Source organism: Streptomyces sp. NPDC059785, from assembly GCF_042732375.1.
Taxonomy (GTDB): Bacteria; Actinomycetota; Actinomycetes; order Streptomycetales; family Streptomycetaceae; genus Streptomyces.
On sequence record NZ_JBHWHV010000009.1, the window covers coordinates 85,283 to 107,956 of the forward strand.

At 71.7% G+C, this 22,674-nt stretch carries 19 protein-coding genes; 15 read left to right on the forward strand and 4 right to left on the reverse strand.

What is annotated here, in order from left to right:
• Window positions 1-180 precede the first annotated feature (180 nt).
• A complete protein-coding gene (locus ACFV6E_RS09355; protein WP_385460234.1) occupies window positions 181-1,155 on the forward strand; it encodes a hypothetical protein in 975 nt (324 codons plus the stop codon).
• Window positions 1,156-1,192: 37 nt separating this feature from the next.
• On the opposite strand, the gene ACFV6E_RS09360 is transcribed toward ACFV6E_RS09355, so the two are convergent.
• From ACFV6E_RS09360 to ACFV6E_RS09370, 3 genes are all read right to left on the reverse strand, one after another.
• Window positions 1,193-1,948, reverse strand: a complete 756-nt coding sequence (locus ACFV6E_RS09360) for an ANTAR domain-containing protein (RefSeq protein WP_385460237.1) — start codon at window positions 1,946-1,948, stop codon at window positions 1,193-1,195.
• Window position 1,949: 1 nt separating this feature from the next.
• Window positions 1,950-2,684, reverse strand: coding sequence for an ANTAR domain-containing protein (locus ACFV6E_RS09365; RefSeq protein ID WP_385164045.1), 735 nt, complete (start codon window positions 2,682-2,684; stop codon window positions 1,950-1,952).
• A 140-nt stretch (window positions 2,685-2,824) separates the two neighbouring features.
• The gene (locus ACFV6E_RS09370; RefSeq protein ID WP_385460239.1) at window positions 2,825-3,793 is read right to left on the reverse strand and encodes a helix-turn-helix transcriptional regulator; all 969 of its coding nucleotides are present in this window, start codon (window positions 3,791-3,793) and stop codon (window positions 2,825-2,827) included.
• A 927-nt stretch (window positions 3,794-4,720) separates the two neighbouring features.
• Here ACFV6E_RS09370 and ACFV6E_RS09375 point away from each other — a divergent pair.
• The 8 genes from ACFV6E_RS09375 (at window position 4,721) to ACFV6E_RS09410 (ending at window position 14,737) form a co-directional block, all read left to right on the forward strand.
• Complete coding sequence (locus ACFV6E_RS09375) at window positions 4,721-6,103, forward strand: nitrate/nitrite transporter (protein ID WP_385460241.1); 1,383 nt, start codon at window positions 4,721-4,723, stop codon at window positions 6,101-6,103.
• A 101-nt stretch (window positions 6,104-6,204) separates the two neighbouring features.
• Entirely contained in the window at window positions 6,205-7,365 is a 1,161-nt protein-coding gene (locus ACFV6E_RS09380; protein ID WP_385164036.1) for a uroporphyrinogen-III synthase, read from the forward strand.
• A 132-nt stretch (window positions 7,366-7,497) separates the two neighbouring features.
• Complete coding sequence (locus ACFV6E_RS09385) at window positions 7,498-8,085, forward strand: CGNR zinc finger domain-containing protein (RefSeq protein WP_385164033.1); 588 nt, start codon at window positions 7,498-7,500, stop codon at window positions 8,083-8,085.
• A 178-nt stretch (window positions 8,086-8,263) separates the two neighbouring features.
• Window positions 8,264-8,839, forward strand: a complete 576-nt coding sequence (locus tag ACFV6E_RS09390) for a sigma-70 family RNA polymerase sigma factor (protein WP_121402637.1) — start codon at window positions 8,264-8,266, stop codon at window positions 8,837-8,839.
• Complete coding sequence (locus tag ACFV6E_RS09395; RefSeq protein ID WP_385164030.1) at window positions 8,836-9,651, forward strand: anti-sigma factor family protein; 816 nt, start codon at window positions 8,836-8,838, stop codon at window positions 9,649-9,651. Before ACFV6E_RS09390 ends, ACFV6E_RS09395 begins: the two co-directional genes overlap by 4 nt.
• Window positions 9,652-9,754: 103 nt before the next feature.
• The gene (locus ACFV6E_RS09400; RefSeq protein WP_385460243.1) at window positions 9,755-12,112 is read left to right on the forward strand and encodes a HelD family protein; all 2,358 of its coding nucleotides are present in this window, start codon (window positions 9,755-9,757) and stop codon (window positions 12,110-12,112) included.
• Between the two features lie 463 nt (window positions 12,113-12,575).
• A complete protein-coding gene (locus ACFV6E_RS09405) occupies window positions 12,576-14,009 on the forward strand; it encodes an NAD-dependent malic enzyme (RefSeq protein ID WP_385460245.1) in 1,434 nt (477 codons plus the stop codon).
• Window positions 14,010-14,455: 446 nt separating this feature from the next.
• Window positions 14,456-14,737, forward strand: coding sequence for an HU family DNA-binding protein (locus ACFV6E_RS09410; protein WP_007382399.1), 282 nt, complete (start codon window positions 14,456-14,458; stop codon window positions 14,735-14,737).
• A gap of 193 nt (window positions 14,738-14,930) precedes the next feature.
• On the opposite strand, the gene murA is transcribed toward ACFV6E_RS09410, so the two are convergent.
• The gene (gene murA / locus ACFV6E_RS09415) at window positions 14,931-16,277 is read right to left on the reverse strand and encodes a UDP-N-acetylglucosamine 1-carboxyvinyltransferase (RefSeq protein WP_385164019.1); all 1,347 of its coding nucleotides are present in this window, start codon (window positions 16,275-16,277) and stop codon (window positions 14,931-14,933) included.
• A 252-nt stretch (window positions 16,278-16,529) separates the two neighbouring features.
• Between murA and ACFV6E_RS09420 the strand changes: the two genes are divergently transcribed.
• From ACFV6E_RS09420 to ACFV6E_RS09445, 6 genes are all read left to right on the forward strand, one after another.
• Entirely contained in the window at window positions 16,530-17,102 is a 573-nt protein-coding gene (locus tag ACFV6E_RS09420; RefSeq protein ID WP_385164017.1) for a YqgE/AlgH family protein, read from the forward strand.
• 29 nt (window positions 17,103-17,131) lie between these two features.
• Window positions 17,132-17,428 (forward strand): DUF3039 domain-containing protein, encoded by a 297-nt coding sequence (locus ACFV6E_RS09425; protein WP_385164015.1) that lies wholly within the window; start codon window positions 17,132-17,134, stop codon window positions 17,426-17,428.
• 217 nt (window positions 17,429-17,645) lie between these two features.
• Window positions 17,646-18,956 (forward strand): extracellular solute-binding protein, encoded by a 1,311-nt coding sequence (locus ACFV6E_RS09430; protein ID WP_385164013.1) that lies wholly within the window; start codon window positions 17,646-17,648, stop codon window positions 18,954-18,956.
• Between the two features lie 7 nt (window positions 18,957-18,963).
• Window positions 18,964-20,016 (forward strand): carbohydrate ABC transporter permease, encoded by a 1,053-nt coding sequence (locus ACFV6E_RS09435; protein ID WP_385164010.1) that lies wholly within the window; start codon window positions 18,964-18,966, stop codon window positions 20,014-20,016.
• A gap of 74 nt (window positions 20,017-20,090) precedes the next feature.
• Window positions 20,091-20,954 carry a carbohydrate ABC transporter permease gene (locus ACFV6E_RS09440; RefSeq protein ID WP_385460323.1) on the forward strand — a complete coding sequence of 288 codons (864 nt, stop codon included), beginning with the start codon at window positions 20,091-20,093 and terminating at the stop codon, window positions 20,952-20,954.
• 4 nt (window positions 20,955-20,958) lie between these two features.
• Entirely contained in the window at window positions 20,959-22,605 is a 1,647-nt protein-coding gene (locus ACFV6E_RS09445) for a beta-N-acetylhexosaminidase (protein ID WP_385460247.1), read from the forward strand.
• The last annotated feature ends 69 nt before the right edge of the window (window positions 22,606-22,674 follow it).

The following is a 22,674-nucleotide window of genomic DNA, read 5'->3' on the forward strand; positions in this document are numbered from 1 at the left end:
CGGCCGGGACCGGATGTGGGCGAACCGTGCGGAAGATGCGGGGCCGCCGCGAAGGGCCAGGTAGTGGTGGGTACTTGAGTACGAAATGCTCTTGCGGAGGAATTGCCGGGTGGGGGAGTGTTTGAGTCGGGTGAGGCGGGCGTCGCCTGTCCCGTCGCGAACCGAGGAGAGCAGCCCCCGATGACGTACCCCTCCGGGCAGCCGCCGCAGGACGGTGCCGGCCACCCCCAGCAGGGCGGCTACGGCCACCCGCAGCAGGGCGGCGGTCATGGCAACTCCCAGCAGGGAGGCGGCGGTTACGGCAACCCCCAGCAGGGCGGTTACGGGAATCCGCAGCAGCCCTATCCGGGGCCGTACTCACCGCCGCCGCAGCAGCCGCCGGGGCCGCCCGGGCCGCCCGGGCAGACGTCCAATCCGTACGCCCAGCCCCAGCAGCCTCCGCAGCAGCCGCCGTACGGCGGGCAGCCCGGTCCGCCGCCGCAGGCGCCCTACGGGCAGCCCCCGTACGGGATGCAGCCGCCCGGACCCGGGGCCCCCTACGGGGGTTACCCGCCGCCCGGCGGGCCCGGGAGCGGCGGGGGCTCGAAAAAGCGGCTCGCCCTCGTCATCGGGGCCGTCGTCGCGGCCGTCGTCCTGATCGGCGGCGGGGTCTTCCTCGCGACGAGCGGCGGGGACGATGAGGACGACAAGGTGAAGGCGGACAAGAGCACGTCCGCCTCGCCGAGCGCGTCCGAGAGCGCCGAGGAATCCGACGACCCGGCCACCGACCCGACCGACGACGGGTCCGACACCGGTGACTACGGCGACGACACGGGCGACGACACCGGTTCGCCGCCCGACGCGACGGGCTTCCAGGGCCAGTGGCAGAACGACGAGAACAAGACCTTGACCATCGGGACCAAGTACACGTCGGGCGAGCTCAAGGGCAAGTACGCGGTTTCCTACATCGACCCGGGCGGCGAGGGCATCCTCTCCGGCATCGGCGCCGAGACCAGCGGCGGCGGCTTCCGCATAGCGCTCAAGCCCTTCGGCGACGACGCCGAGGAGGAGGACTACCTCGCCGCGACCCTGACCCGCTCCGGCGACTCGGTCAAGGTCAAGTGGGACGACGGCGGGACCGACACCCTGCCGTGGGTGGGGGACTCCAGCAGCTGACCGCCCGGTCCCAGGGGCGCTCAGGGACGCCGCGACGTCACAGGTCGAGGGTGTCGGGGGGCATACGGCGGCTGAGCAGGGCGTGGGCCAGGTCGGACAGGTCCTGGTCATGGGCGGTGGCGTGGGCACGGAGCAGCAGGAGCGCGCGGCTCGCGGGGATGCCGAGTTCGGCGGAGAGGAAGCCCGTGGCCTGGTGCACGTCGGCGCGGTACAGCCGCAGGCCCGCCCCCGCGCCGTTGCTCCGGACCGGGTCACCGAGTGCGGTCCGCAGCAGCAGAAGCAGCAGGGCCCGGCGCAGGCGGTGGAAGTCGACCAGCTGATCCTTCGTCAGGGAGCCGGGGGCGCTGCGGTAGCCGGTCAGGACGCCGATGGCGGCGACGCCGAGTTGCAGCGGGGCCGCGATGACGGCGCGGGCAGCGGTGTGCACGGCGGCCGGCAGGAAGGCGGGCCAGCGGGCGGGGTCGGCCGCGGCCAGGTCCGGCTCGATCAGCAGGCGGCTCTCGTACGCGGCCTCCCAGGTGGGGCCGTCACCGAGGCTGTACTGGAGGTTGTCGAGCTCGGGTCCGAGCCCTGCGGTCGGATCGCACCACAGCAGTTCCAGGGAACCGCCGCGGGCGACGGCCGCCAGACAGAGGACGTCCAGGCCGAGCAGACCGGCGGCGCCTGCGGGGAGGGCCGTGTCCAGGCTCTTCCCGTTCTGGACGGCGCGGCCGGCCCGGGCCAGCCAGTCCGCCAGGCCGTCGCGGGGCGATGGTGCGGCGCCGGAGCCGGCGCCCCGGTCGGGGGTGGGCATCTCACGTCGCAGGGTCGAGCGGGCCCGGGATCTCACCCCGGGCGACCTGGTCGGCCAGGTCGCTGAGCTTCTGCCGCCGGGAGCGCGCATGACTGCGCAGCCGGACGAACGCCTCCTCCACGCTGATGTTCTGGCGTGACGCCAGGACGCCCTTGGCCTGTTCGATCACTATGCGGCTGTCCAGGGCGATCTCGAGCTGGCCGATGAGCTCGTTCTTGGTGAGCATGGTCTGCCGGTGCCGCATGGAGGCGACGGTGGCGTCGGCCAGTACCTGGGTCAGACGCAGGTCCCTGGAGCTCGCGGGGGCGGTGGCGGACATCAGGTTCAGGGCGCCGAGCGTGTGCTCGGGGGTGCGCAGCGGCACCGCGGAGACGGTGAGGACGCCGGCGCGCAGTGCCCGCGGGGTGAAGCGGGGCCAGCGCCGGGCACCGGCGCCGAACGGGCCCAGCGCGACGGGGAACAGGACGGTGCCGGAGCGGGTGCAGTCCACGCAGGGGCCCTCGTCCAGATCGATCTGGTCCTCCTCCAGGAGCCGGCAGCTCTCGTCGGAGGCGGTGAGGTAGTCCACGTGTCCGTCCTCGCTCAGGATGGTGACCCCTGCCGCGCGCACGGTCAGCAGAGTGACGATGTGGTCCGTCAGGTCGTGCAGCAGGTCCAGGATGTCGAAGCCGTCCGAGCGGGTGGCCAGGTCGAGTACCGCGTCGGCGACCAGCGTTTCTCGTTCCGTGGTGTACATCGAGGGTGCCTTCGGTCCTCAAGGGTGGGGAACACCGCTCAGTAAAGCCCCGCCCCGGACGGCCTTGACATACCGAAAACGCAACGGGCGCCGTCGGGCATCCGGAAAACGCAACGTCGCGGCGTCCGCCGTGCGTGCGGTCAGGGCGTGTCCTGGAGCAGGGTCAGGTACGGGGAGCGGCCGTAGGCACCGCGGTAGGCGGCGGCGAACCGGCCGGGGTGGAAGAAGCCCCACCGCGCGGCGACGGCGGTGACGGTGACGCCCGTGGCGGGGTCGGCGGCGAGGAGGTCGGCGTGGACGCGGGCGAGCCGGGCTTGGCGCAGATAGCCCATGGGGGTGGTGCCGAGATGGCGGCGGAAGGCGTACTGCACGGTACGGACGCTGACGTAGGCGGCCGCCGCGATGTCGGCCACGCCGAGGTCACGGTCGACGTGGTCGTCGATGAAGGCGACGGCGCGGCGCACGGTGGCGGCGTGCGCGTCGTGCCGGTCCTCGATGGTCGGGTCGGTGAGCGCGGTGCTGGGGAAGGTGTTCAGTACACCGGCCGCCAGGTACTGGGAGGCGCTGGAGACGATCAGCGGCTGGACCCGCAGGTCCGGGTCGGCCAGCACGTGATCGCGCAGGTAGGCGATCGTCTGCGTCAGGTGCCGCCCGGCGGCCGCCGAGACGGGCCGGTCGCCGGTCAGCCGCACCGGTTCGGGCGTCCGGCCGGGCAGGGTGGCGGCCACCCGGGTCAGCAGATGCGGGTCGAACATGACGAGGTTGTAGCGGGCACGCTGGATGACGCCGTTGTAGGGCAGGTCGTGCGGGGCGTACACGAACACGTCCCCGGGACCGAAGGAGCTTTCCGAGGCGTCGGGGAAGCACTGCCGGACGATGCTGCCGGAGTACACGCTGCCCAGGCAGATCCGGTTGCCCAGCGGTTCGGCGTCGTGGCTCATGTCGTAGTTGAACTCGAGCGTGTCCACGCTGACCGATCCCATGACGTCGCGGGCGACGTGTGCCCGGGTGCGCTCGGTGTCGCCGCCGATCCGCATCCTCGTGTAGGCCTTGCTGAGGAACTCCTCGGTCAGTTCCAGGTCGTTGCTGTCGAAGACGAGAGTTTCCATCGTGGTTCCCGTGGATCGGCCGGTCGCACAGGGCACGGCGGGAGCGGCTGCCCGTACGCCCGGCGGTGGACGGCGGCGGACGGCGGCGAACCGGCCGGGCCCGGCGGATCCCCGTCGGCGGCCGATCGCGGTGATGGCGGCGTCGTGGCGGGCCGGAGCGGCTCCTGGTGGGCGTACTCCGGCCGGAGTCGGCGCAGGTGGTTCAGCGGGGTGATGCCCGGGTGGCGCGGCACCGCCGGCCCGGCGTCCGGGGGCGGGACGGCAGCCGGTGGTCGTGGCGATGGCGGGACAGGTGACGAGCGTGAGGGAGGCGAGCGGGTGCACCGTCCGGGCGCGCGGCGGCTGTCGCTACGCGGTGGTGCTCGTGCGACTGCCGCCGGGCAAAGGCGCCGGTGTTCCGACGGCGCTCCTTTCCTTGTCCGCTGACGGCCGCCATGGTCGTGCACCGCGTCCGGGTGGTGCCGTACCACCGGCCACCGGGCACGGAACCGAGGAGCGAGCGGGGGGCAGGGAGCGGCGACGACCTCCGGCGGTCCGGTGAACCGCGGCCGGCCGGCCCCCTGTGCCAGGCCGGGGTGCGTGACGGGGAAGTCGTCGACCGGCAGCAACGCACTGGGAGCGGACACGACCGCCTCCGATCCGCCGGCCGCCCGTGTGGCCCCCCCCGGGCCGTACCGGCTCTCCCACGCTACTCCGGTCCGGCAGGGCCGTCCGGACTCCGGCGGGAACGCCCGGACCGCGCCCGAAGCGGACCGGGCCGCGCCGGTTCGCGTTCCGGTACACCCCTACTCGCCCCGCCCGCTCCCTCACCACGCCTTCCGCCCCCAGGTGAGAGCAACGTTCCTTTCTGGTCACCCACAGCCACAGACCGGAAACGCCGCCTCCCTACCTTCGTGACCCGGCCCCGTACGAAACCGTGGAGGCGTCATGACAGCCCCGAGCACATCCCCCGCAGCCGGCAGGGGAGGCCGCTGGATCGACGAGTGGGATCCCGAGGACGAGACGTTCTGGCGGGAGACCGGCGAGGAGATCGCCAACCGGAATCTGTTCTTCTCCGTGCTGTCCGAGCACATCGGGTTCTCGATCTGGACCCTGTGGTCGGTGCTGGTGCTCTTCATGGGGCCCGAGTACGGGCTCACCCCGGCCGACAAGTTCCTGCTCACGTCCATGGTGACGCTGGTCGGCGCGGTCGTGCGGGTGCCCTACACCTTCGCCGTCGCCCTCTTCGGCGGGCGGAACTGGACGATCGTCTCGGCGGGGCTGCTACTCGTGCCGTCCGTCGCCGCGTTCGTGGTGATGGAGCCGGGGACCTCCTTCTCCACCTTCCTGCTGGTCGGCATGCTCGCCGGGATCGGCGGCGGCAACTTCGCCTCCTCCATGACCAACATCAACGCCTTCTTCCCGCTCAGGAAGAAGGGCTGGGCGCTCGGCCTGAACGCGGGCGGCGGCAACATCGGCGTGCCCGTCATCCAGCTCGTGGCCCTGGCGATCATCGGCGCGAGCGGCGGGCCGCGGGTGCTGCTCGGCATCTACATCCCGCTCATCGTCGTCGCCGCCACTCTCGGCGCGCTCTATATGGACAACCTGTCCAAGGTGAAGAACGACACCGGGGCGGCGATCGACGCCGCCAAGGACGCGCACACCTGGATCATGTCGTTCCTCTACGTCGGCACCTTCGGCTCGTTCATCGGCTACAGCTTCGCCTTCGGACAGGTGCTCCAGAACCAGTTCGGGCGGACCCCGCTCCAGGCCGCGTACCTCACCTTCATCGGCCCGCTGCTCGGCTCGCTGATCCGGCCCGTCGGCGGCTGGCTCGCCGACCGGTACGGCGGCGCCCGGATCACCCTGTGGAACTTCGTCGCGATGGCCGCCGCGACCGGCGTAGTCGTCCTCGCCTCCGTGCAGAAGTCGCTGCCGCTGTTCACCGTCGCGTTCGTCGCGCTGTTCGTCCTGACCGGGCTCGGCAACGGCTCGACGTACAAGATGATCCCCGGGATCTTCCAGGCCAAGGCGGTCGCCATGGGGCTGCGCGGCGAGGCCGCGGCGGCGCACGGGCGGCGGCTGTCCGGCGCCTCCATGGGGCTGATCGGCGCGGTGGGCGCACTCGGCGGCGTCGCCATCAACCTGGCCTTCCGGCAGTCCTTCCTCTCCTACGGCTCGGGTACCGGCGCCTTCGTCGCCTTCCTCGCCTTCTACGCTGTGTGCTTCGCGGTCACCTGGGCCGTATACCTTCGCCGGCCGGTCGGCGCGGCGGAGCGCGACGAGGCGGCCTCGGAGGTGAATCCGCAGCTCAGCTACGCCGAGGTGTGACGTAACACGGGTGATACGCGGCTGATCCGGGCCCGTCACGGGGCGTTGACAGGCTCGGACCAGCCGCAGGTGCCCGAGGACTCGAGTACGAGACGAGAGCCATGTACGACGAAGAACAGCGACCGGCCGGAGCCGAGCACGGTCCCCTCGCGGGTTTCACCGTCGGGGTGACCGCGGCGCGCCGGGCCGACGAACTGGGCGCGCTGCTGAAGCGCCGGGGTGCCGAGGTGATGCACGCGCCCGCCCTGCGGATCGTGCCGCTGGCCGACGACAGCGAACTGCTGGCGGCGACCAAGGAGCTGATCGAGCAGGCGCCGGACGTCGTGATCGCCACCACCGCCATCGGCTTCCGCGGCTGGCTGGAGGCCGCCGACGGCTGGGGGCTGGGCGAGGACCTGCTCGGGCGGCTGCGGAGTGTGGAGCTGCTGGCCCGTGGCCCCAAGGTCAAAGGGGCCGTGCGGGCCGCGGGGCTCACCGAGGAGTGGTCCCCGTCGTCGGACTCGATGGCCGAGGTCCTCGACCGGCTCCTGGAGGAGGGCGTCGAGGGCCGCCGGATCGCCGTACAGCTGCACGGCGAGCCGCTGCCCGGGTTCGTGGAGGCGCTGCGCGAGGGCGGGGCCGAGGTCGTCGGCGTGCCCGTCTACCGGTGGATGCCGCCGGAGGACATCGGGCCCGTCGACCGGCTCCTGGACGCGACCGTGTCGCGCGGCGTGGACGCCCTGACCTTCACCAGCGCGCCCGCCGCCGCCTCCCTGCTCTCCCGCGCCGAGGACCGCGGCCTGCTGCCCGAACTGCTCGCCGCGCTCCACCACGACGTGCTGCCCGCCTGCGTCGGCCCGGTCACCGCGGTGCCCTTGCAGGCCCGCGGCATCGACACCGTCCAGCCGGTCCGCTTCCGGCTCGGGCCCCTCGTCCAGCTCCTGTGCCAGGAACTGCCCACCCGGGCGCGTACGCTGCCGGTCGCCGGCCACCGGGTGCAGATCCGCGGCCACGCCGTCCTGGTCGACGACGTGCTGCGGCCGGTGCCGCCCGCCGGGATGTCGCTGCTGCGCGCGCTGGCGCAGCGGCCCGGCTGGGTGGTCGCCCGTGCCGAACTGCTGCGGGCGCTGCCCGGCGCGGGCCGCGACGAGCACGCGGTGGAGACGGCGATGGCCCGGCTGCGCACCGCGCTCGGCGCGCCGAAGCTGATCCAGACGGTGGTCAAGCGCGGCTACCGGCTCGCGCTCGACCCGGCGGCGGACTCCAAGTACGCCGACTCCTGAGCGCCTTCGCCCCGCGGGGCGCGGCGAACCGTCGGACGCGGGACTTCCCGCCATGGGTGAGGAACGGCACTGTAGGGGGTACGGACCCCGTACCGACCCCTCATGGCGGTAACCCAAGGCGGTGACAGGCACATGGCATCGGGCACGGCCACGGCCTCGTACGAGCTGCGGTTCGACTCCGGGCGGATCTGCCTGGACCTCGTGGCGACCACCCATCCCGAGGAACGGCTCGGCTCGGCCGAGCGGCTGCGGGCCTGGATCGCCGGTTCGGGCCTGGTGCCCGCGGGCAGCCCGCCGGTCGCGGTCGACGCGTCCTGGCTGGTCGCCTTCCGTGAACTGCGCGTCCACATCGGCCGCTTGGTGGGCGGCGAGCTCGACGGGCGGCCCGCCGACGCGGACCTGGAGCGGGTCAACGCGGTCGCGGCGCACGCGCCGCCCGCGCCGTGGGCGGTCCGCACCGAGGACGGCACGCTGCTGCGCCGGCTGCACGGCCCGCTGCGCTGCGCCGACCTGCTGGCCGCGGTGGCCCGCGACGCGGTGGAGCTGCTCACCGACCCCGTCGCCCGCGCCTGCCTGCGCCGGTGCGAGGGCGACAACTGCCCCATCGTCTACCTGGACACCTCACGGGGCAGACGGCGCCGCTGGTGCTCCAGCGAGGTGTGCGGCAACCGGGAACGGGTGGCCCGCCACCGTCGCAGGGCGGCCCTGGCACGCGCATGACCCGTCTATGTCACGGGAGTTGACTCAACTCGGTCACAAGACGGTCAAAACGCTGCCGTCACAGAACTCTCAAGAAATATGTGCGATCTCTTTGAACACGGCCCTGTCCGCGTGCGTAGTTCCGAGGTGAGCGACCGACTGGGGCAGCCCGGTCGAATCGGGGACACCGGAGGTAGGCGTGCGCAAGGATTCCGCCGTGGCTGATGAACGCCCGCCCAGGGCACGACATCGAGCGTCCCAGCCGTCGGAACCCGACGAGGAGCTGATGCGTGCGCTGTACCGCGAACACGCGGGTCCCCTGCTCGCCTATGTACTGCGCCTGGTCGCGGGCGATCGGCAACGGGCCGAGGACGTCGTACAGGAGACGCTCATCCGTGCCTGGAAGAACGCCGGTCAGCTCAATCGTGCGACTGGTTCGGTACGCCCCTGGCTGGTGACGGTCGCCCGGCGCATCGTCATTGACGGCCACCGCAGCCGGCAGGCCCGGCCGCAGGAGGTCGACCCGTCGCCGCTGGAGGTCATTCCCGCGGAGGACGAGATCGACAAGGCGTTGTGGCTGATGACACTGTCGGACGCGCTGGACGACCTGACCCCTGCTCACAGGGAGGTCTTGGTCGAAACGTACTTCAAAGGGCGTACGGTCAATGAGGCGGCCGAAACGCTCGGCATCCCCAGCGGCACGGTGCGCTCCAGGGTGTTCTACGCCCTGCGGTCGATGAAGCTGGCACTGGAGGAGCGGGGGGTGACGGCATGAGCATGTACGGGGGATACGGAACCGGTAGTTCTGGTTCCGCGTCAGGAGCACAGGGGCAGGACAACGTGCACGAGGCGGTCGGGGCGTACGCCCTCGGCATTCTCGACAATGCCGAGGCCACCGCGTTCGAGGCCCATCTCGCGACCTGCGAGTGGTGCGCCCAGCAGCTCGAAGAGCTCGCCGGGATGGAACCGATGCTCGCCGCCCTCGCCGACCTGCCGAGCTCCCAGGGCAGCCCGGCCATCGCCGAGTCGCTGTCCGCCCGCCCGAGCCCACGGCTCGCCGAGCGGCTGGTCGGCGAGGTCTCCGAGCGCCGGGCCCGCAAGCGCAGGCGCGGCATGTACCTGGTGGCGGCCGCGGCCGCGCTGATCGTCGGCGGCCCGCTGACCGCGGTCGCGGTCAACACGAGCGACGGCGGCGGATCGGCGCCCGAGGCGCACGCCACCACCAGCCCCGCCAAGGCCGCCTTCGAGGTGATGACCGACAAGGTCGAGGCCACGGACACGAGTACGCACGTGAACGCCGTCGTCGCCACCGAGAAGAAGGACTGGGGCACGCACGCGGTCCTCCAGCTCAAGAACGTCAAGGGCCCGCTCAAGTGCTCCCTGATCGCCGTCGGCAAGAACGGCGAGCGCGAGACGGTGACCTCCTGGTCCGTCCCGAACTGGGGCTACGGCATCGAGGGCGCCAAGACCGAGGAGGCCAGGAACCCGCTCTACGTGCACGGCGGCGCCGCCTTCACGCCGAACCAGATCGACCACTTCGAGGTCATGACGTTCGACGGAAAGCGGCTCGTTGAGGTCGACGCCTGACCGCTGATGAGCGGTGTGTGACCGAACCGGGGAGGACACGTGGCCTCCCCGGCCCCCTTTCGCGTACGGTTGACGGCTGCCCAGCACGTCAGAAGGGGGCCCGGTGGCCGCTCAGGTTCAGCAGGATGCCGCGCTCGACTCGGTCGGAGATTCCGGCCGGGACCGGGAGATCAGCGTCGAACAGGAACACCTGGACCGGGTGTACCGCCGTCTCGAGGAGAAGATCGACGAGGCGGAGTTCCTGATGAACGACGCCGCCCAGCGCGGTCAGGTCGGCACCCCGGGCGCGCTCGCCGAGCGCGACGCCCAGGTGTTCCGGGCGGGGATCCACCTCAACCGCCTGAACAACGAGTTCGAGGACTTCCTCTTCGGCCGGATCGACCTGCTCCTCGGCAGGGACGGCAAGAAGGGCCCGGACGGCGCGTACACCGCGGTCGAGCCGGCCGACGGCGCCATCCGTGAGGACAACACCGCCGACATCGCCGAGACGCTGCACATCGGGCGGATCGGCGTCCTCGACGCCGAGTACGCGCCGCTGGTCATCGACTGGCGGGCGCCCGCCGCCGCGCCGTTCTACCGCTCCACCCCGGTCGACCCCGGCCGCGTGGTGCGCCGCCGGGTCATCCGCTCCAAGGGCCGCCGGGTCCTCGGCGTCGAGGACGACCTGATGCGCCCGGAGCTGACGGCCGCCCTGGACGGCCGCCCGCTCTCCGTCGTCGGCGACGGCGCCCTGATGGCCGCCCTCGGCCAGGCCCGCAGCCACTCCATGCGCGACATCGTGGCGTCCATCCAGGCGGAACAGGACCTGGTCATCCGGGCCCCCGCCGCCTCCGTGACGTACGTGGAGGGCGGCCCCGGCACCGGCAAGACGGCGGTGGCGCTGCACCGCGCCGCCTACCTCCTCTACCAGGACCGCCGCCGCTACGCGGGCGGCATCCTGATCGTCTCCCCGACCCCGCTGCTCGTCGCCTACACCGAGGGCGTCCTGCCGTCCCTCGGCGAGGAGGGCCAGGTCGCCATCCGCGCCATCGGCTCCCTGGTCGACGGCGCCGAGGCCACCCTGTACGACTCCCCGTCGGTGGCCCGCGCCAAGGGCTCGTACCGCATGCTCAAGGTGTTGCGGAAGGCCGCGCGCGGCGCCCTGGAGACACCCGGCGCCCCGCCCGCCGCCGACACCGGGCAACTGGCCTTCGGCGACAGCGAAGCACCCGCCGGTACGCCCACCCGGCTGCGGGTCGTCGCCTTCGGCCGGCGGATCGAGCTGGAGGCGGACGCACTGCGCCGCATCCGGCACAGCGCGCTCTCCGGCACCGCGCCCGTCAACCTGCTGCGCCCCCGCGCCCGCAGGCTGCTGCTCGACGCCCTGTGGGCCGAGTCGGGCTCCGCGGGGAGGCACACGGACCCCGAGCTGGCCGCCGAACTGCGCTCGTCCTTCGACGAGGACGTCACCTCCGAGGACAGCTTCACCGGGTTCTTCGACGCCTGGTGGCCCGAGCTGACCCCGCGGGGCGTGCTCGCCGCCATGGCCGACGAGAAGCGGCTCGGCCGGTGGGCCCGGCGGATCCTCAACCCGGGCGAGGTCCGCCGGGTTGCCCGGTCGCTGCGCCGGGACGGGCTCTCCGTGCACGACGTCGCCCTCCTCGACGAGCTCCAGGCGCTGCTCGGCACGCCCGCCCGGCCCCGCAAGAGGCGCGAGGCGGACCCGCTGGACCAGCTCACCGGCCTCGAGGAGCTGATGCCGGTGCGCGAGGAGTCGCAGCGCGAGCGCGCCGAGCGGCTGGCCCAGGAGCGCACCGAGTACGCGCACGTCATCGTGGACGAGGCGCAGGACCTCACCCCGATGCAGTGGCGCATGGTCGGCCGCCGGGGCCGGCACGCCACCTGGACGGTCGTCGGCGACCCCGCCCAGTCCTCCTGGTCCGACCCGGACGAGGCGGCCGAGGCCCGCGACGAGGCCCTGGGCACCCGCCCCCGGCGCCGCTTCACCCTGACGGTGAACTACCGCAACCCCGCCGAGATCGCCGAGCTGGCGGCGAAGGTGCTGGCCCTGGCCATGCCGGGCTCCACGTCCCCGTCCGCCGTCCGCTCCACCGGCGTCGAGCCGCGCTTCGCCGTCGTACGGGACTCCCTCGCCGACACCGTCCGCGCCGAGGCCGCCCGGCTGCTCGACCGGGTCGACGGCACGGTGGGCGTCGTCGTCGCGATGAACCGGCGCGGGGAGGCCGCCCGCTGGCTGGCCGGACTCGGCGACCGAGTGGTGGCGCTCGGCAGCCTGGAGGCCAAGGGCCTGGAGTACGACGCGACGGTCGTCGTCTCGCCCGCCGAGATCGCCGACGAGTCCCCGGCGGGCCTGCGGGTGCTGTACGTGGCGCTGACCCGGGCGACGCAGCAGCTCACGGTCGTCTCCACGGACCGCGACGAGCCGGACGGGACGGGGCTGCCGGACCTGCTGCGGGACTGACACGGGCGGCGGGAGACGCGAAGAGGCCCGCACCACTCGGTGGTGCGGGCCTCTCCCACGGTCATGACACCGACCCGCCATGCTCGCCTCGCGGCAAGTGGTCGCTCGTAGCGACGAAGGTTGGGCCCGGGGGCTTGGATCGGGCCGGTGCCACATCCAAGGTAACAAACGATCCCCGCAAGGCAATTCCCGTCCCGAGAGTTCATGTGGGCGACGCCGGATCCACGCCGGGCCGGTGTCGGACCGCCCTGGGCCATCCTTCCGTCGTTCCCCGTCTTCTCGTATGGTGGAATCCGTTTTCCGGAATTGCTCGAAACGGCTCGGTAGTTGCGAACAAAACGTTCGCAACCCGGGGCGGCTACCACGTACTCCGCGGTAGGTGCGACGATCGGATGACGCCGCCGGGGCGACAGCGCCCGCGCGGCGTACGCAGCGAACCAGGTGAAAGCAGAGGAAGTCGGCCATGGCAACGGCGCCCAGCGTCTCCTACTCGATGACGGTCCGGCTGGAGGTACCCGCGAGCGGCACCGCGGTCTCCCAGCTCACCACGGCCGTCGAGTCCTCCGGAGGCTCGGTGACCGGCCTCGACGTGACCGCGTCCGGGCACGAGAAGCTCCGGATCGACGTCACGATCGCGGCCAGCTCGACCTCGCACGCCGACGAGATCGTGGGCAAGCTGCGCACCATCGAGGGCGTCATCCTCGGCAAGGTCTCCGACCGTACGTTCCTGATGCACCTCGGCGGCAAGATCGAGATGGCGTCGAAGCACCCCATCCGCAATCGTGACGACCTCTCCATGGTCTACACGCCCGGCGTGGCCCGCGTCTGCATGGCGATCGCCGAGAACCCCGAGGACGCCCGCCGCCTGACCATCAAGCGCAACTCCGTCGCGGTCGTGACGGACGGCTCGGCGGTGCTGGGCCTCGGCAACATCGGGCCCAAGGCCGCCCTCCCCGTGATGGAGGGCAAGGCGGCCCTGTTCAAGCGGTTCGCGGGCATCGACGCCTGGCCGCTGTGCCTGGACACCCAGGACACCGACGCGATCGTGGAGATCGTCAAGGCCATCGCCCCCGGCTTCGCGGGCATCAACCTGGAGGACATCTCCGCGCCCCGCTGCTTCGAGATCGAGGCCCGGCTGCGCGAGGCCCTGGACATCCCCGTCTTCCACGACGACCAGCACGGCACCGCGATCGTCGTCCTCGCCGCCCTGACCAACGCCCTGCGCGTGGCGGGCAAGGCCATCGGCGACATCCGCGTCGTCATGTCCGGCGCGGGCGCGGCCGGCACCGCGATCCTGAAGCTGCTGCTGGCCGCGGGCGTGAAGAACGCGGTCGTCGCCGACATCCACGGCGTGGTGCACTCGGACCGCGAGGACCTCAAGGCCGCCGACCCGGACTCGCCGCTGTGCTGGATCGCCGACAACACCAACCCCGAGGGCCTCACCGGCACCCTCAAGGAAGCCGTTCGCGGAGCCGACGTCTTCATCGGCGTCTCCGCCCCGAACGTGCTGGACGGCACCGACGTGGCCGCCATGGCCGACGGCGCGATCGTGTTCGCGCTCGCGAACCCGGACCCCGAGGTCGACCCGGCGATCGCCCGCCAGACGGCCGCCGTCGTGGCCACCGGCCGCTCCGACTTCCCGAACCAGATCAACAACGTGCTGGTCTTCCCGGGCGTCTTCCGCGGCCTCCTCGACGCCCAGTCGCGCACGGTCAACACCGAGATGATGCTGGCCGCCGCCAAGGCCCTGGCGGACGTCGTCACCGAGGACGAGCTGAACCCGAACTACATCATCCCGTCCGTCTTCAACGACAAGGTCGCGGGCGCGGTCGCCGGCGCGGTCCGCGACGCCGCGAAGGCCGCCGGGGTGACCGAGACGGACGGCCGGCCGGCCTGAGACCGGCCGGCCGGACGGCCCCTGACCGGGCCGCCCGGCCCTGTGAGCAGGGCAACACAGAGGTGTGAGCACCCCTGTGACGGGTACCACGACCGCCTCCGGACCGGCGCGTCGTGGATCACGGAGCCTCCGGCCGCCTTTAGGGTGGCGGCCGGGGCCCGGGTCGCGCACTCGGCGGCCGGCTGCCGGGAGCGGCGGGGCGTCACCACACTGAGGCAGTGGCGCTTTTCGTGTGACTCCCAAGGGTGTCCGTGTGACTCCCAGGGGTGCCGGATTGGCTTTCCCGCCGCAGGTGGGGGCAGGATGCCTCTTCGGGCGCGAAGGTTCGGCTACGGACCCCGGTCCGGGGACCGACCGAGGGCCCTGGCAGCATCGGCACCGCCGCAGCGAATGCGGCTCCGCCGCGTGGCACGCCTCAACGGCAAGAAGAACACGGGAGTAAGAACATGAACCGCAGTGAGCTGGTGGCCGCGCTGGCCGACCGCGCCGAGGTGACCCGCAAGGACGCCGACGCCGTTCTGGCCGCGTTCGCCGAGACCGTCGGCGAGATCGTCGCCAAGGGCGACGAGAAGGTCACCATCCCCGGCTTCCTGACCTTCGAGCGCACCCACCGTGCCGCTCGCACCGCTCGCAACCCGCAGACCGGCGACCCCATCCAGATCCCGGCCGGCTACAGCGTGAAGGTCTCCGCGGGCTCGAAGCTCAAGGAAGCCGCCAAGGGCAAGTAAGCCCCGCCGTTCGCGCCGCGAGGCGCGGCGCGCGGCAGTGCAGTACGGCGAAGGGGCGGCACCCGGTTCGGGTGCCGCCCCTTCGTGGTTGTCCGGGGGTGCCACGGTCCGTCGTTGGGCGGCCGCGGCGCCGTCGAGGCTGGTCGCGCAGTTCCCCGCGCCCCTTCAGGGCGCCTCCCTGGGCCCCTGTCGCCTAGCCCAGCGCCTTGCCCGGCAGTTCCACCTTCGCGCCGAGTTCCACGAGCTTTTCCATGAAGTTCTCGTAGCCGCGGTTGATCAGGTCGATGCCGTGGACCCGGGAGGTGCCCTGGGCCGCGAGCGCGGCGATCAGGTACGAGAAGCCGCCGCGCAGGTCGGGGATGACCAGGTCGGCGCCCTGGAGCTTGGTCGGGCCCGAGACGACCGCCGAGTGCAGGAAGTTGCGCTGGCCGAAGCGGCAGTCCGAGCCGCCCAGGCACTCGCGGTAGAGCTGGATGTGCGCGCCCATCTGGTTCAGCGCGGAGGTGAAGCCGAGCCGGGACTCGTACACCGTCTCGTGGATGATCGACAGGCCCGTGGCCTGGGTGAGGGCGACGACCAGCGGCTGCTGCCAGTCGGTCTGGAAGCCCGGGTGGACGTCCGTCTCCAGGGCGATCGACTTGAGCTGGCTGCCGGGGTGCCAGAAGCGGATGCCCTCGTCGTCGATCTCGAAGGCGCCGCCGACCTTGCGGTAGGTGTTGAGGAAGGTCATCATCGAGCGCTGCTGGGCGCCGCGCACGTAGATGTTGCCCTCGGTCGCGAGCGCCGCGGACGCCCAGGAGGCGGCCTCCAGACGGTCCGGGAGGGCCGCGTGGGTGTAGCCGCCGAGCGAGTCGACGCCCGTGATGCGGATGGTGCGGTCGGTGTCCATCGCGATGATCGCGCCCATTTTCTGCAGGACGCAGATCAGGTCCTCGATCTCCGGCTCCACGGCCGCGTTGGACAGCTCGGTGACGCCCTCCGCCAGGACGGCGGTCAGCAGCACCTGCTCGGTCGCGCCGACGGACGGGTACGGCAGCTGGATCTTGGTGCCGCGCAGCCGCTGCGGCGCCTCCAGGTACTGGCCGTCCGCCCGCTTCTCGATCTTCGCGCCGAACTGCCGCAGCACCTCGAAGTGGAAGTCGATGGGCCGGCCGCCGATGTCGCAGCCGCCGAGGCCGGGGATGAAGGCGTGCCCGAGACGGTGCAGCAGCGGGCCGCAGAAGAGGATCGGGATGCGCGACGAGCCGGCGTGGGCGTCGATGTCGGCGACGTTGGCGCTCTCGACGTGCGACGGGTCGAGCACCAGCTCGCCCGGCTCCTCTCCCGGACGGACCGTCACCCCGTGCAGCTGGAGCAGTCCGCGTACGACCCGCACGTCGCGGATGTCCGGGACATTGCGCAGCCGGCTCGGAGCGCTGCCCAGCAGGGCCGCGACCATGGCCTTCGGTACGAGGTTCTTCGCACCGCGGACACGGATTTCGCCCTCGAGCGGGGTTCCGCCGTGGACAAGCAATACGTCATCAGAGCCGTTGACGGTCATGAATCTCGCGTTCCGGTGAGTGGTGGTGGGCCGAAGACGTAAGCGTAATGGCCCCCCACCCCCCTCCAGTAAGCCCAAGTACCTCCCAGCTACGTCATAGGTTTGCCACAACACGAACCGTGGCGAATCGGGCACACGGGGTCACCGCCCCCCTGGTCCGCGGGGATCCCCTCGCGGGTGTCCTGAGCTGCGTTCACTCGCATACGGGCATTGCCTCCCCGCGCGGCGGGAAGATGCGAGATCATGTCTGGCATGACCGAGGTGTCCTCGCTCACAGGGCGGCTGCTCGTGGCCACGCCCGCCCTGGCGGACCCGAACTTCGACCGCGCGGTGGTGCTCCTTCTCGACCACGACGAGAAGGGCTCCCTGGGCGTCGTGCTCAACCGGCCCACGCCGGTGGACGTCGGCGACATCCTGGAGGCCTGGGCGGATCTGGCGGGTGACCCGGGGGTCGTGTTCCAGGGCGGCCCGGTCTCGCTCGACTCGGCCCTGGGTGTCGCGGTCATCCCCGGCGACGCCTCCGGCGACCTGGCGCCGCTCGGCTGGCGCCGGGTGCACGGCGCGATCGGGCTCGTCGACCTGGAGGCCCCGCCCGAGCTGCTCGCCGCGGCGCTCGGCTCGCTGAGAATCTTCGCCGGGTACGCGGGCTGGGGCCCGGGTCAACTGGAGGACGAGCTGGTCGAGGGCGCCTGGTACGTGGTGGAGTCCGAGCCGGGCGACGTCTCCTCGCCGGTCCCCGAGCGGCTGTGGCGCGAGGTGCTGCGCCGCCAGCGCAACGAGCTGGCGATGGTGGCCACGTATCCGGACGACCCTTCGCTCAACTGATGCCTGTGACCTTCAGTACCCTTGCGGTTATGAGCACTCTTGAGCCTGAGACCCAGCCCCAGCGAGGTACTGGGACGGGGACCCTCGTAGAGCCGACGCCGCAGACGTCGCACGGCGACGGTGACCACGAGCGCTTCGCCCACTACGTCCAGAAGGACAAGATCATGGCGAGCGCGCTGGACGGCACGCCGGTGGTCGCCCTGTGCGGCAAGGTGTGGGTCCCGGGCCGCGACCCGAAGAAGTACCCCGTGTGCCCCATGTGCAAGGAGATCTACGAGTCCATGGGCGCCGGCGGCGACAAGGGCAAGGACGGCGACAAGAAGTAACGCGTCCGCGTCCCGCGGCGCCTGAGCGCGCCGCGGCGACCGCGCACGGCCGCGGCATCCCCCTGCGGGGTGCCGCGGCTTTGTCGTGCCCGATCGCAACCGACTGGTTCAGACCTCTTGTGGCCGGTGCGTCTTCTTCATAGCCTCCGACGTGTTGTGCAGAGCGAAACCATCATTGCATGCCTTGCAACGCACTCCCGCTCGGAGGATGCTCAGGATGTTCACGAGAATCTCTGCCCGTACGGCCGCCTCGCTGGCCGCCCTGGTGGCCGCCGCGCTGACGGCCACCGCCTGCGCCCCCCAGACGTCCGGCGACTCCTCCGGCAAGGACGAGAAACGGGGCACGCTGCGCGTCTGGCTCTTCCAGGAGGTCGGCAACGCACCGAAGGAGAAGGTCGTCGACGCCGCGGTCGCCGCCTTCGAAAAGGACCACGACGGTGCCGACGTGAAGGTGGAGTACATCCCCGTCGAGACCCGGGCCCAGCGCATCAAGGCCGCCTTCAACGACCCGGCGAGCGCCCCGGACGTCATCGAGTACGGCAACACCGACACCGCCGGATACGTCAAGGACGGCGGACTCGCCGACATCACCGAGGCGTTCACCGGCTGGGCGGAGGCGAAGGACACCGACCCGACCGCCAAGCAGTCCGTGACGGTCGACGGCAAGATCTACGGCGCCCCCCTCTTCGTCGGCGTCCGCGCCCTGTACTACCGCACCGACGTCTTCGACGACCTCGGCCTGAAGGTACCCAAGACACAGGACGAGCTGATCGAGACCGCCGAGAAGATCCACGCCGAGCAGCCCGACCTGTACGGACTCGCCGTCGGCGGCGCCTACACGTACGGCGCGATGCCCTTCATCTGGGCCAACGGCGGCGAACTTGCCGAGGGCAAGGGCGGCTCCTACGTCTCCGCCGTCGACAGCCCCGAGGCGCAGAAGGGCATCGAGGCGTACACCTCGCTCTTCGGCGGCGCCAACTGTCCCGCCGCCAAGTGCGCGGGCATGGGCGGCAACGACACGGTCACCGCGTTCGCCTCCGGCAAGGCGGGCATGGCCATCGGCGGCGACTTCAGCCACGCGGCGGTCGAGGCCGGGAAGGTCAAGGGCGAGTACGCCGTCGTCCCGCTGCCGGGGGTCAAGGAGGGTTCGATCGCCCCCGCCTTCGCGGGCGGCAACAACCTCGGCGTCCTCAGGAGCACCTCGCACCGCACGCTCGCCGTCGACCTGCTGCGGCAGCTCACCGCCAAGAAGACGCAGGGCGAACTCTTCGACGCCATGGGCTTCCTGCCGACGTACACCGACGTGCGCGACGACGTCGCGAAGAAGGAGCCCTTCGTGAAGCCCTTCGTCGAGACGCTCGCCGCGGGCGCCAAGTTCGTGCCGGCCTCCCCGGCCTGGGCGCAGATCGACGCCTCGCTCGTCCTGCCGACCATGTTCCAGGAGGTCGTCAGCGGCAAGAAGGACGTGCCGGGCGCCGCGAAGGACGCGGCGAAGAAGATGAACGACGCGTTCGGCTCCGCGGGCTGACCGCCGGATGCCAGCACACGACGCCACGTCTCCCGTCACCGGGGGCACGGGACGGGCTGCCGCCGGGGGGTCTGCGGGTTCTGCCGGCCCTGCGGGACCGCCCGCTGCCGCGGGGCCTGCCGACGCTGCGGGTTCTGCCGGTTCTGCCCATGCCGTCGCGTCCGCCGGGGCCCGGGACCGGCGCCGCGGGGGCCGGTGGACCCCCTGGCTCTATCTCGCCCCCGCCCTCGCCGTCCTCGCCGGGCTGCTCGTCTACCCCGTCTACCAGCTCGGCCTGATCTCGTTCCTCGAATACACCCAGGCCCAGGTCAGCGGCGGCGAGCCGACCACCTTCAAGGGCTTCGCCAACTACACCGCGCTCTTCGCCGACGGCCAGTTCTGGCGGGTCCTGCTCGCCACCGTCCTCTTCGCCGCCGCGTGCGTCGTCTCCACCCTCGCCGTCGGCTGCGCGCTGGCCGTGCTGCTCACCCGCGTCCGCGCGCTGCCCCGGCTCGCGCTGATGCTGGCCGCGCTCGGCGCCTGGGCCACGCCCGCCGTCACCGGCTCCACGGTCTGGCTGCTCCTCTTCGACCCCGACTTCGGCCCGGTCAACCGCGTCCTCGGACTCGGCGACCACTCCTGGACGTACGGGCGCTACAGCGCCTTCGCGCTCGTACTGCTCGAAGTGGTCTGGTGCTCCTTCCCGTTCGTGATGGTGACGGTGTACGCGGGCATCAAGGCCGTACCGGGCGAGGTCCTGGAGGCGGCGGCCCTCGACGGCGCCTCCCAGTGGCGCGTCTGGCGCTCCGTGCTCGCCCCGATGCTCCGGCCGATCCTGGTGGTCGTCACCATCCAGTCGGTCATCTGGGACTTCAAGATCTTCACGCAGATCTACGTGATGACGGGCGGCGGCGGCATCGCGCAGCAGAACCTCGTGCTGAACGTGTACGCCTACCAAAAAGCGTTCGCGTCGTCCGAGTACAGCCTCGGCTCCGCCATCGGCGTGGTGATGCTGCTGATCCTGCTCGCCGTCACCCTCGTATATCTCCGGCTGCTGCGCAGGCAGGGGGAGGAACTGTGAGTCTCGTACGACCCGCCACGACGGCCGCTCCGGGAGGGCGGGAGAACGCCCCGCGCCCCGCACGCCGCACCCGGCTGCCGGGCCGCACCCGGCTGCCGGGCCGCACCCGGCTGGTGCGGCGGCCCTGGCGGCTGGCCGCCGAGTCGGCCGCCCTGCTGATCGCGGTGATCGTCGCCTTCCCCCTCTACTGGATGGTGCTCAGCGCCTTCAGACCGGCCGGGGAGATCGAGTCCGACGAGCCCAGGCCCTGGACTCTCGCGCCCTCCCTGGATTCCTTCCGGCGGGTATTCGGACAACAGGAATTCGGCCGGTACTTCGCCAACAGTCTGGTCGTCGCCTGCTCCGTGGTCGTCGTCTCGGCACTGATCGCGTTTCTCGCGGCGACCGCCGTCACCCGATTCCGCTTCCGTTTCCGGACCACCCTGCTGATCATGTTTCTGATCGCCCAGATGGTGCCCGTGGAAGCCCTGACGATCCCCCTGTTCTTCCTCATGCGGGACTTCGGTCAGCTCAACACCCTGGGGTCGCTGATCCTGCCCCACATCGCCTTCTCGCTGCCCTTCGCGATCTGGATGCTGCGGGGTTTCGTGAAGGCGGTCCCGGACGCCCTGGAGGAGGCCGCGTACATCGACGGGGCGAGCCGGACGCGATTCCTCTGGCAGATCCTTCTCCCGCTGGTCTTCCCGGGTCTGGTGGCCACCAGCGTCTTTTCGTTCATCTCCGCCTGGAACGACTTCCTGTTCGCCAAGTCGTTCATCATCAGCGACACCTCGCAGTCCACGCTGCCCATGGCGCTGCTCGTCTTCTACAAGCCCGACGAACCCGACTGGGGCGGTGTGATGGCGGCCTCCACGGTCATGACCGTCCCGGTGTTGATCTTTTTCGTACTCGTCCAGCGGAGGCTCGTCTCGGGCCTCGGCGGAGCAGTGAAGGACTGAAGTGATGGATCTGATCCCCGCACCGCGCGCCGCGGCGGAGAACTCCCCCGAAAGCCCGGGAGGCGGCCCTGTCGTCCTCGGCCCGCGGACCACCCTGTGGGCCGGGCCCGGCACCGGCACCGCGGAGCGCTGGCTGCGCTCCCACCTCGGCGCGGCGCTCGGCCTGCCGCTGCCGCCCGGACCGGAGGACGGGCCGGAGGACGGGCCGGCGGCGGTGTCGTTGCGGCTCGACGCGGAGCTGCCGCCCGAGGCGTACCGGCTCGCCGTCACCGCCGCGGGCGGCGTCGGGATCCGGGGCGGTGACGCCGCCGGCGTCTTCTGGGGCGCGCAGACCCTGCGCCAGCTGATCGGCCCCGACGCCTTCCGCCGCGCACCCGTCCGTCCGGGCGCCCGGTACGAGATCGCGGCCCAAGTCGTCGAGGACGCACCGCGATTCGGCTGGCGCGGACTCATGCTCGACGTCTCGCGGCACTTCATGCCCAAGGACGGCGTGCTGCGCTATCTCGACCTGATGGCCGCGCACAAACTCAACGTCTTCCACTTCCACCTCACCGACGACCAGGGCTGGCGCGTGGAGATCAAGCGCCACCCGAAGCTGACCGCGACCGGAGCCTGGCGCTCCCGCACGAAATCCGGCCACCGTGCCTCGCCGCTGTGGGAGGAGAAACCGCACGGCGGTTTCTACACGCAGGACGACATCCGCGAGATCGTCGCGTACGCCGCCGAGCGGCATATCACCGTCGTCCCGGAGATCGACATGCCCGGGCACTCGCAGGCAGCCATCGCCGCGTATCCGGAACTCGGCAACACCGACGTCATCGACACCGCCTCCCTCGGGGTCTGGGACACCTGGGGCATCACCGAAAACGTACTCGCCCCCACTGACAACACCCTGCGCTTCTACGAAGGGGTCTTCGAGGAGATCCTCGAGCTCTTCCCCTCGACGTTCATTCACGTCGGCGGCGACGAGTGCCCGAAAGAGCAGTGGCGCCGGTCCGGGACCGCGAAAGCCCGGCTCAACGAACTCGGCCTCGCCGACGAGGACGAACTCCAGGCGTGGTTCATCGCCCACTTCGACCGCTGGCTGACGGCGCGCGGGCGCCGGCTGATCGGCTGGGACGAGATCCTGGAGGGCGGCCTCGCGCCCGGGGCGGCCGTGGCGTCCTGGCGCGGCTACCGGGGCGGCGTCACGGCCGCGCGCGCGGGCCACGACGTCGTCATGTGTCCCGAGCAGCACGTGTACTTGGACCATCGCCAGGACGGCGGCCCGGACGAGCCGGTACCCATCGGGTATGTACGTACTTTGCGGGACGTCTACCGGTTCGAGCCCGTACCGGCCGAGTTGACGCCCGAGGAGGCCCGGCACGTGCTCGGCACCCAGGCCAACCTGTGGACCGAGGTGATGGACAGCCCCGCACGCGTGGACTACCAGGCCTTCCCCCGGCTCGCCGCCTTCGCCGAGGTCGCCTGGAGCGCCCTGCCCGCCCCCGCCGAACGGGACTTCGCGGACTTCGAGCGCCGGATGACCACGCACTACGCGCGGCTCGACGCCCTGGGCGTGGCCTACCGGCCGCCCACGGGACCACTGCCGTGGCAGCGCCGGCCCGGAATCCTCGGCCGCCCGCGCGAAGGTGAGCCGCCCCAGGCGTGAGCGGGCGGACGGTGACGCTCCCGGGATCGCGCCCCGGGGGCGTCCGAAGATCCGGCTCAAACCGCCCAA

Coding starts and splice junctions, on each gene's coding strand:
- ACFV6E_RS09355 (WP_385460234.1), top strand. CDS start 181: ATGACGTACCCCTCCGGGCAGCCGCCGCAGGACGGTGCCGGCCACCCC.
- ACFV6E_RS09360 (WP_385460237.1), bottom strand. CDS start 1,948: ATGCCCACCCCCGACCGGGGCGCCGGCTCCGGCGCCGCACCATCGCCC.
- ACFV6E_RS09365 (WP_385164045.1), bottom strand. CDS start 2,684: ATGTACACCACGGAACGAGAAACGCTGGTCGCCGACGCGGTACTCGAC.
- ACFV6E_RS09370 (WP_385460239.1), bottom strand. CDS start 3,793: ATGGAAACTCTCGTCTTCGACAGCAACGACCTGGAACTGACCGAGGAG.
- ACFV6E_RS09375 (WP_385460241.1), top strand. CDS start 4,721: ATGACAGCCCCGAGCACATCCCCCGCAGCCGGCAGGGGAGGCCGCTGG.
- ACFV6E_RS09380 (WP_385164036.1), top strand. CDS start 6,205: ATGTACGACGAAGAACAGCGACCGGCCGGAGCCGAGCACGGTCCCCTC.
- ACFV6E_RS09385 (WP_385164033.1), top strand. CDS start 7,498: ATGGCATCGGGCACGGCCACGGCCTCGTACGAGCTGCGGTTCGACTCC.
- ACFV6E_RS09395 (WP_385164030.1), top strand. CDS start 8,836: ATGAGCATGTACGGGGGATACGGAACCGGTAGTTCTGGTTCCGCGTCA.
- ACFV6E_RS09405 (WP_385460245.1), top strand. CDS start 12,576: ATGGCAACGGCGCCCAGCGTCTCCTACTCGATGACGGTCCGGCTGGAG.
- ACFV6E_RS09410 (WP_007382399.1), top strand. CDS start 14,456: ATGAACCGCAGTGAGCTGGTGGCCGCGCTGGCCGACCGCGCCGAGGTG.
- murA (WP_385164019.1), bottom strand. CDS start 16,277: ATGACCGTCAACGGCTCTGATGACGTATTGCTTGTCCACGGCGGAACC.
- ACFV6E_RS09420 (WP_385164017.1), top strand. CDS start 16,530: ATGACCGAGGTGTCCTCGCTCACAGGGCGGCTGCTCGTGGCCACGCCC.
- ACFV6E_RS09425 (WP_385164015.1), top strand. CDS start 17,132: ATGAGCACTCTTGAGCCTGAGACCCAGCCCCAGCGAGGTACTGGGACG.
- ACFV6E_RS09430 (WP_385164013.1), top strand. CDS start 17,646: ATGTTCACGAGAATCTCTGCCCGTACGGCCGCCTCGCTGGCCGCCCTG.
- ACFV6E_RS09435 (WP_385164010.1), top strand. CDS start 18,964: ATGCCAGCACACGACGCCACGTCTCCCGTCACCGGGGGCACGGGACGG.
- ACFV6E_RS09445 (WP_385460247.1), top strand. CDS start 20,959: ATGGATCTGATCCCCGCACCGCGCGCCGCGGCGGAGAACTCCCCCGAA.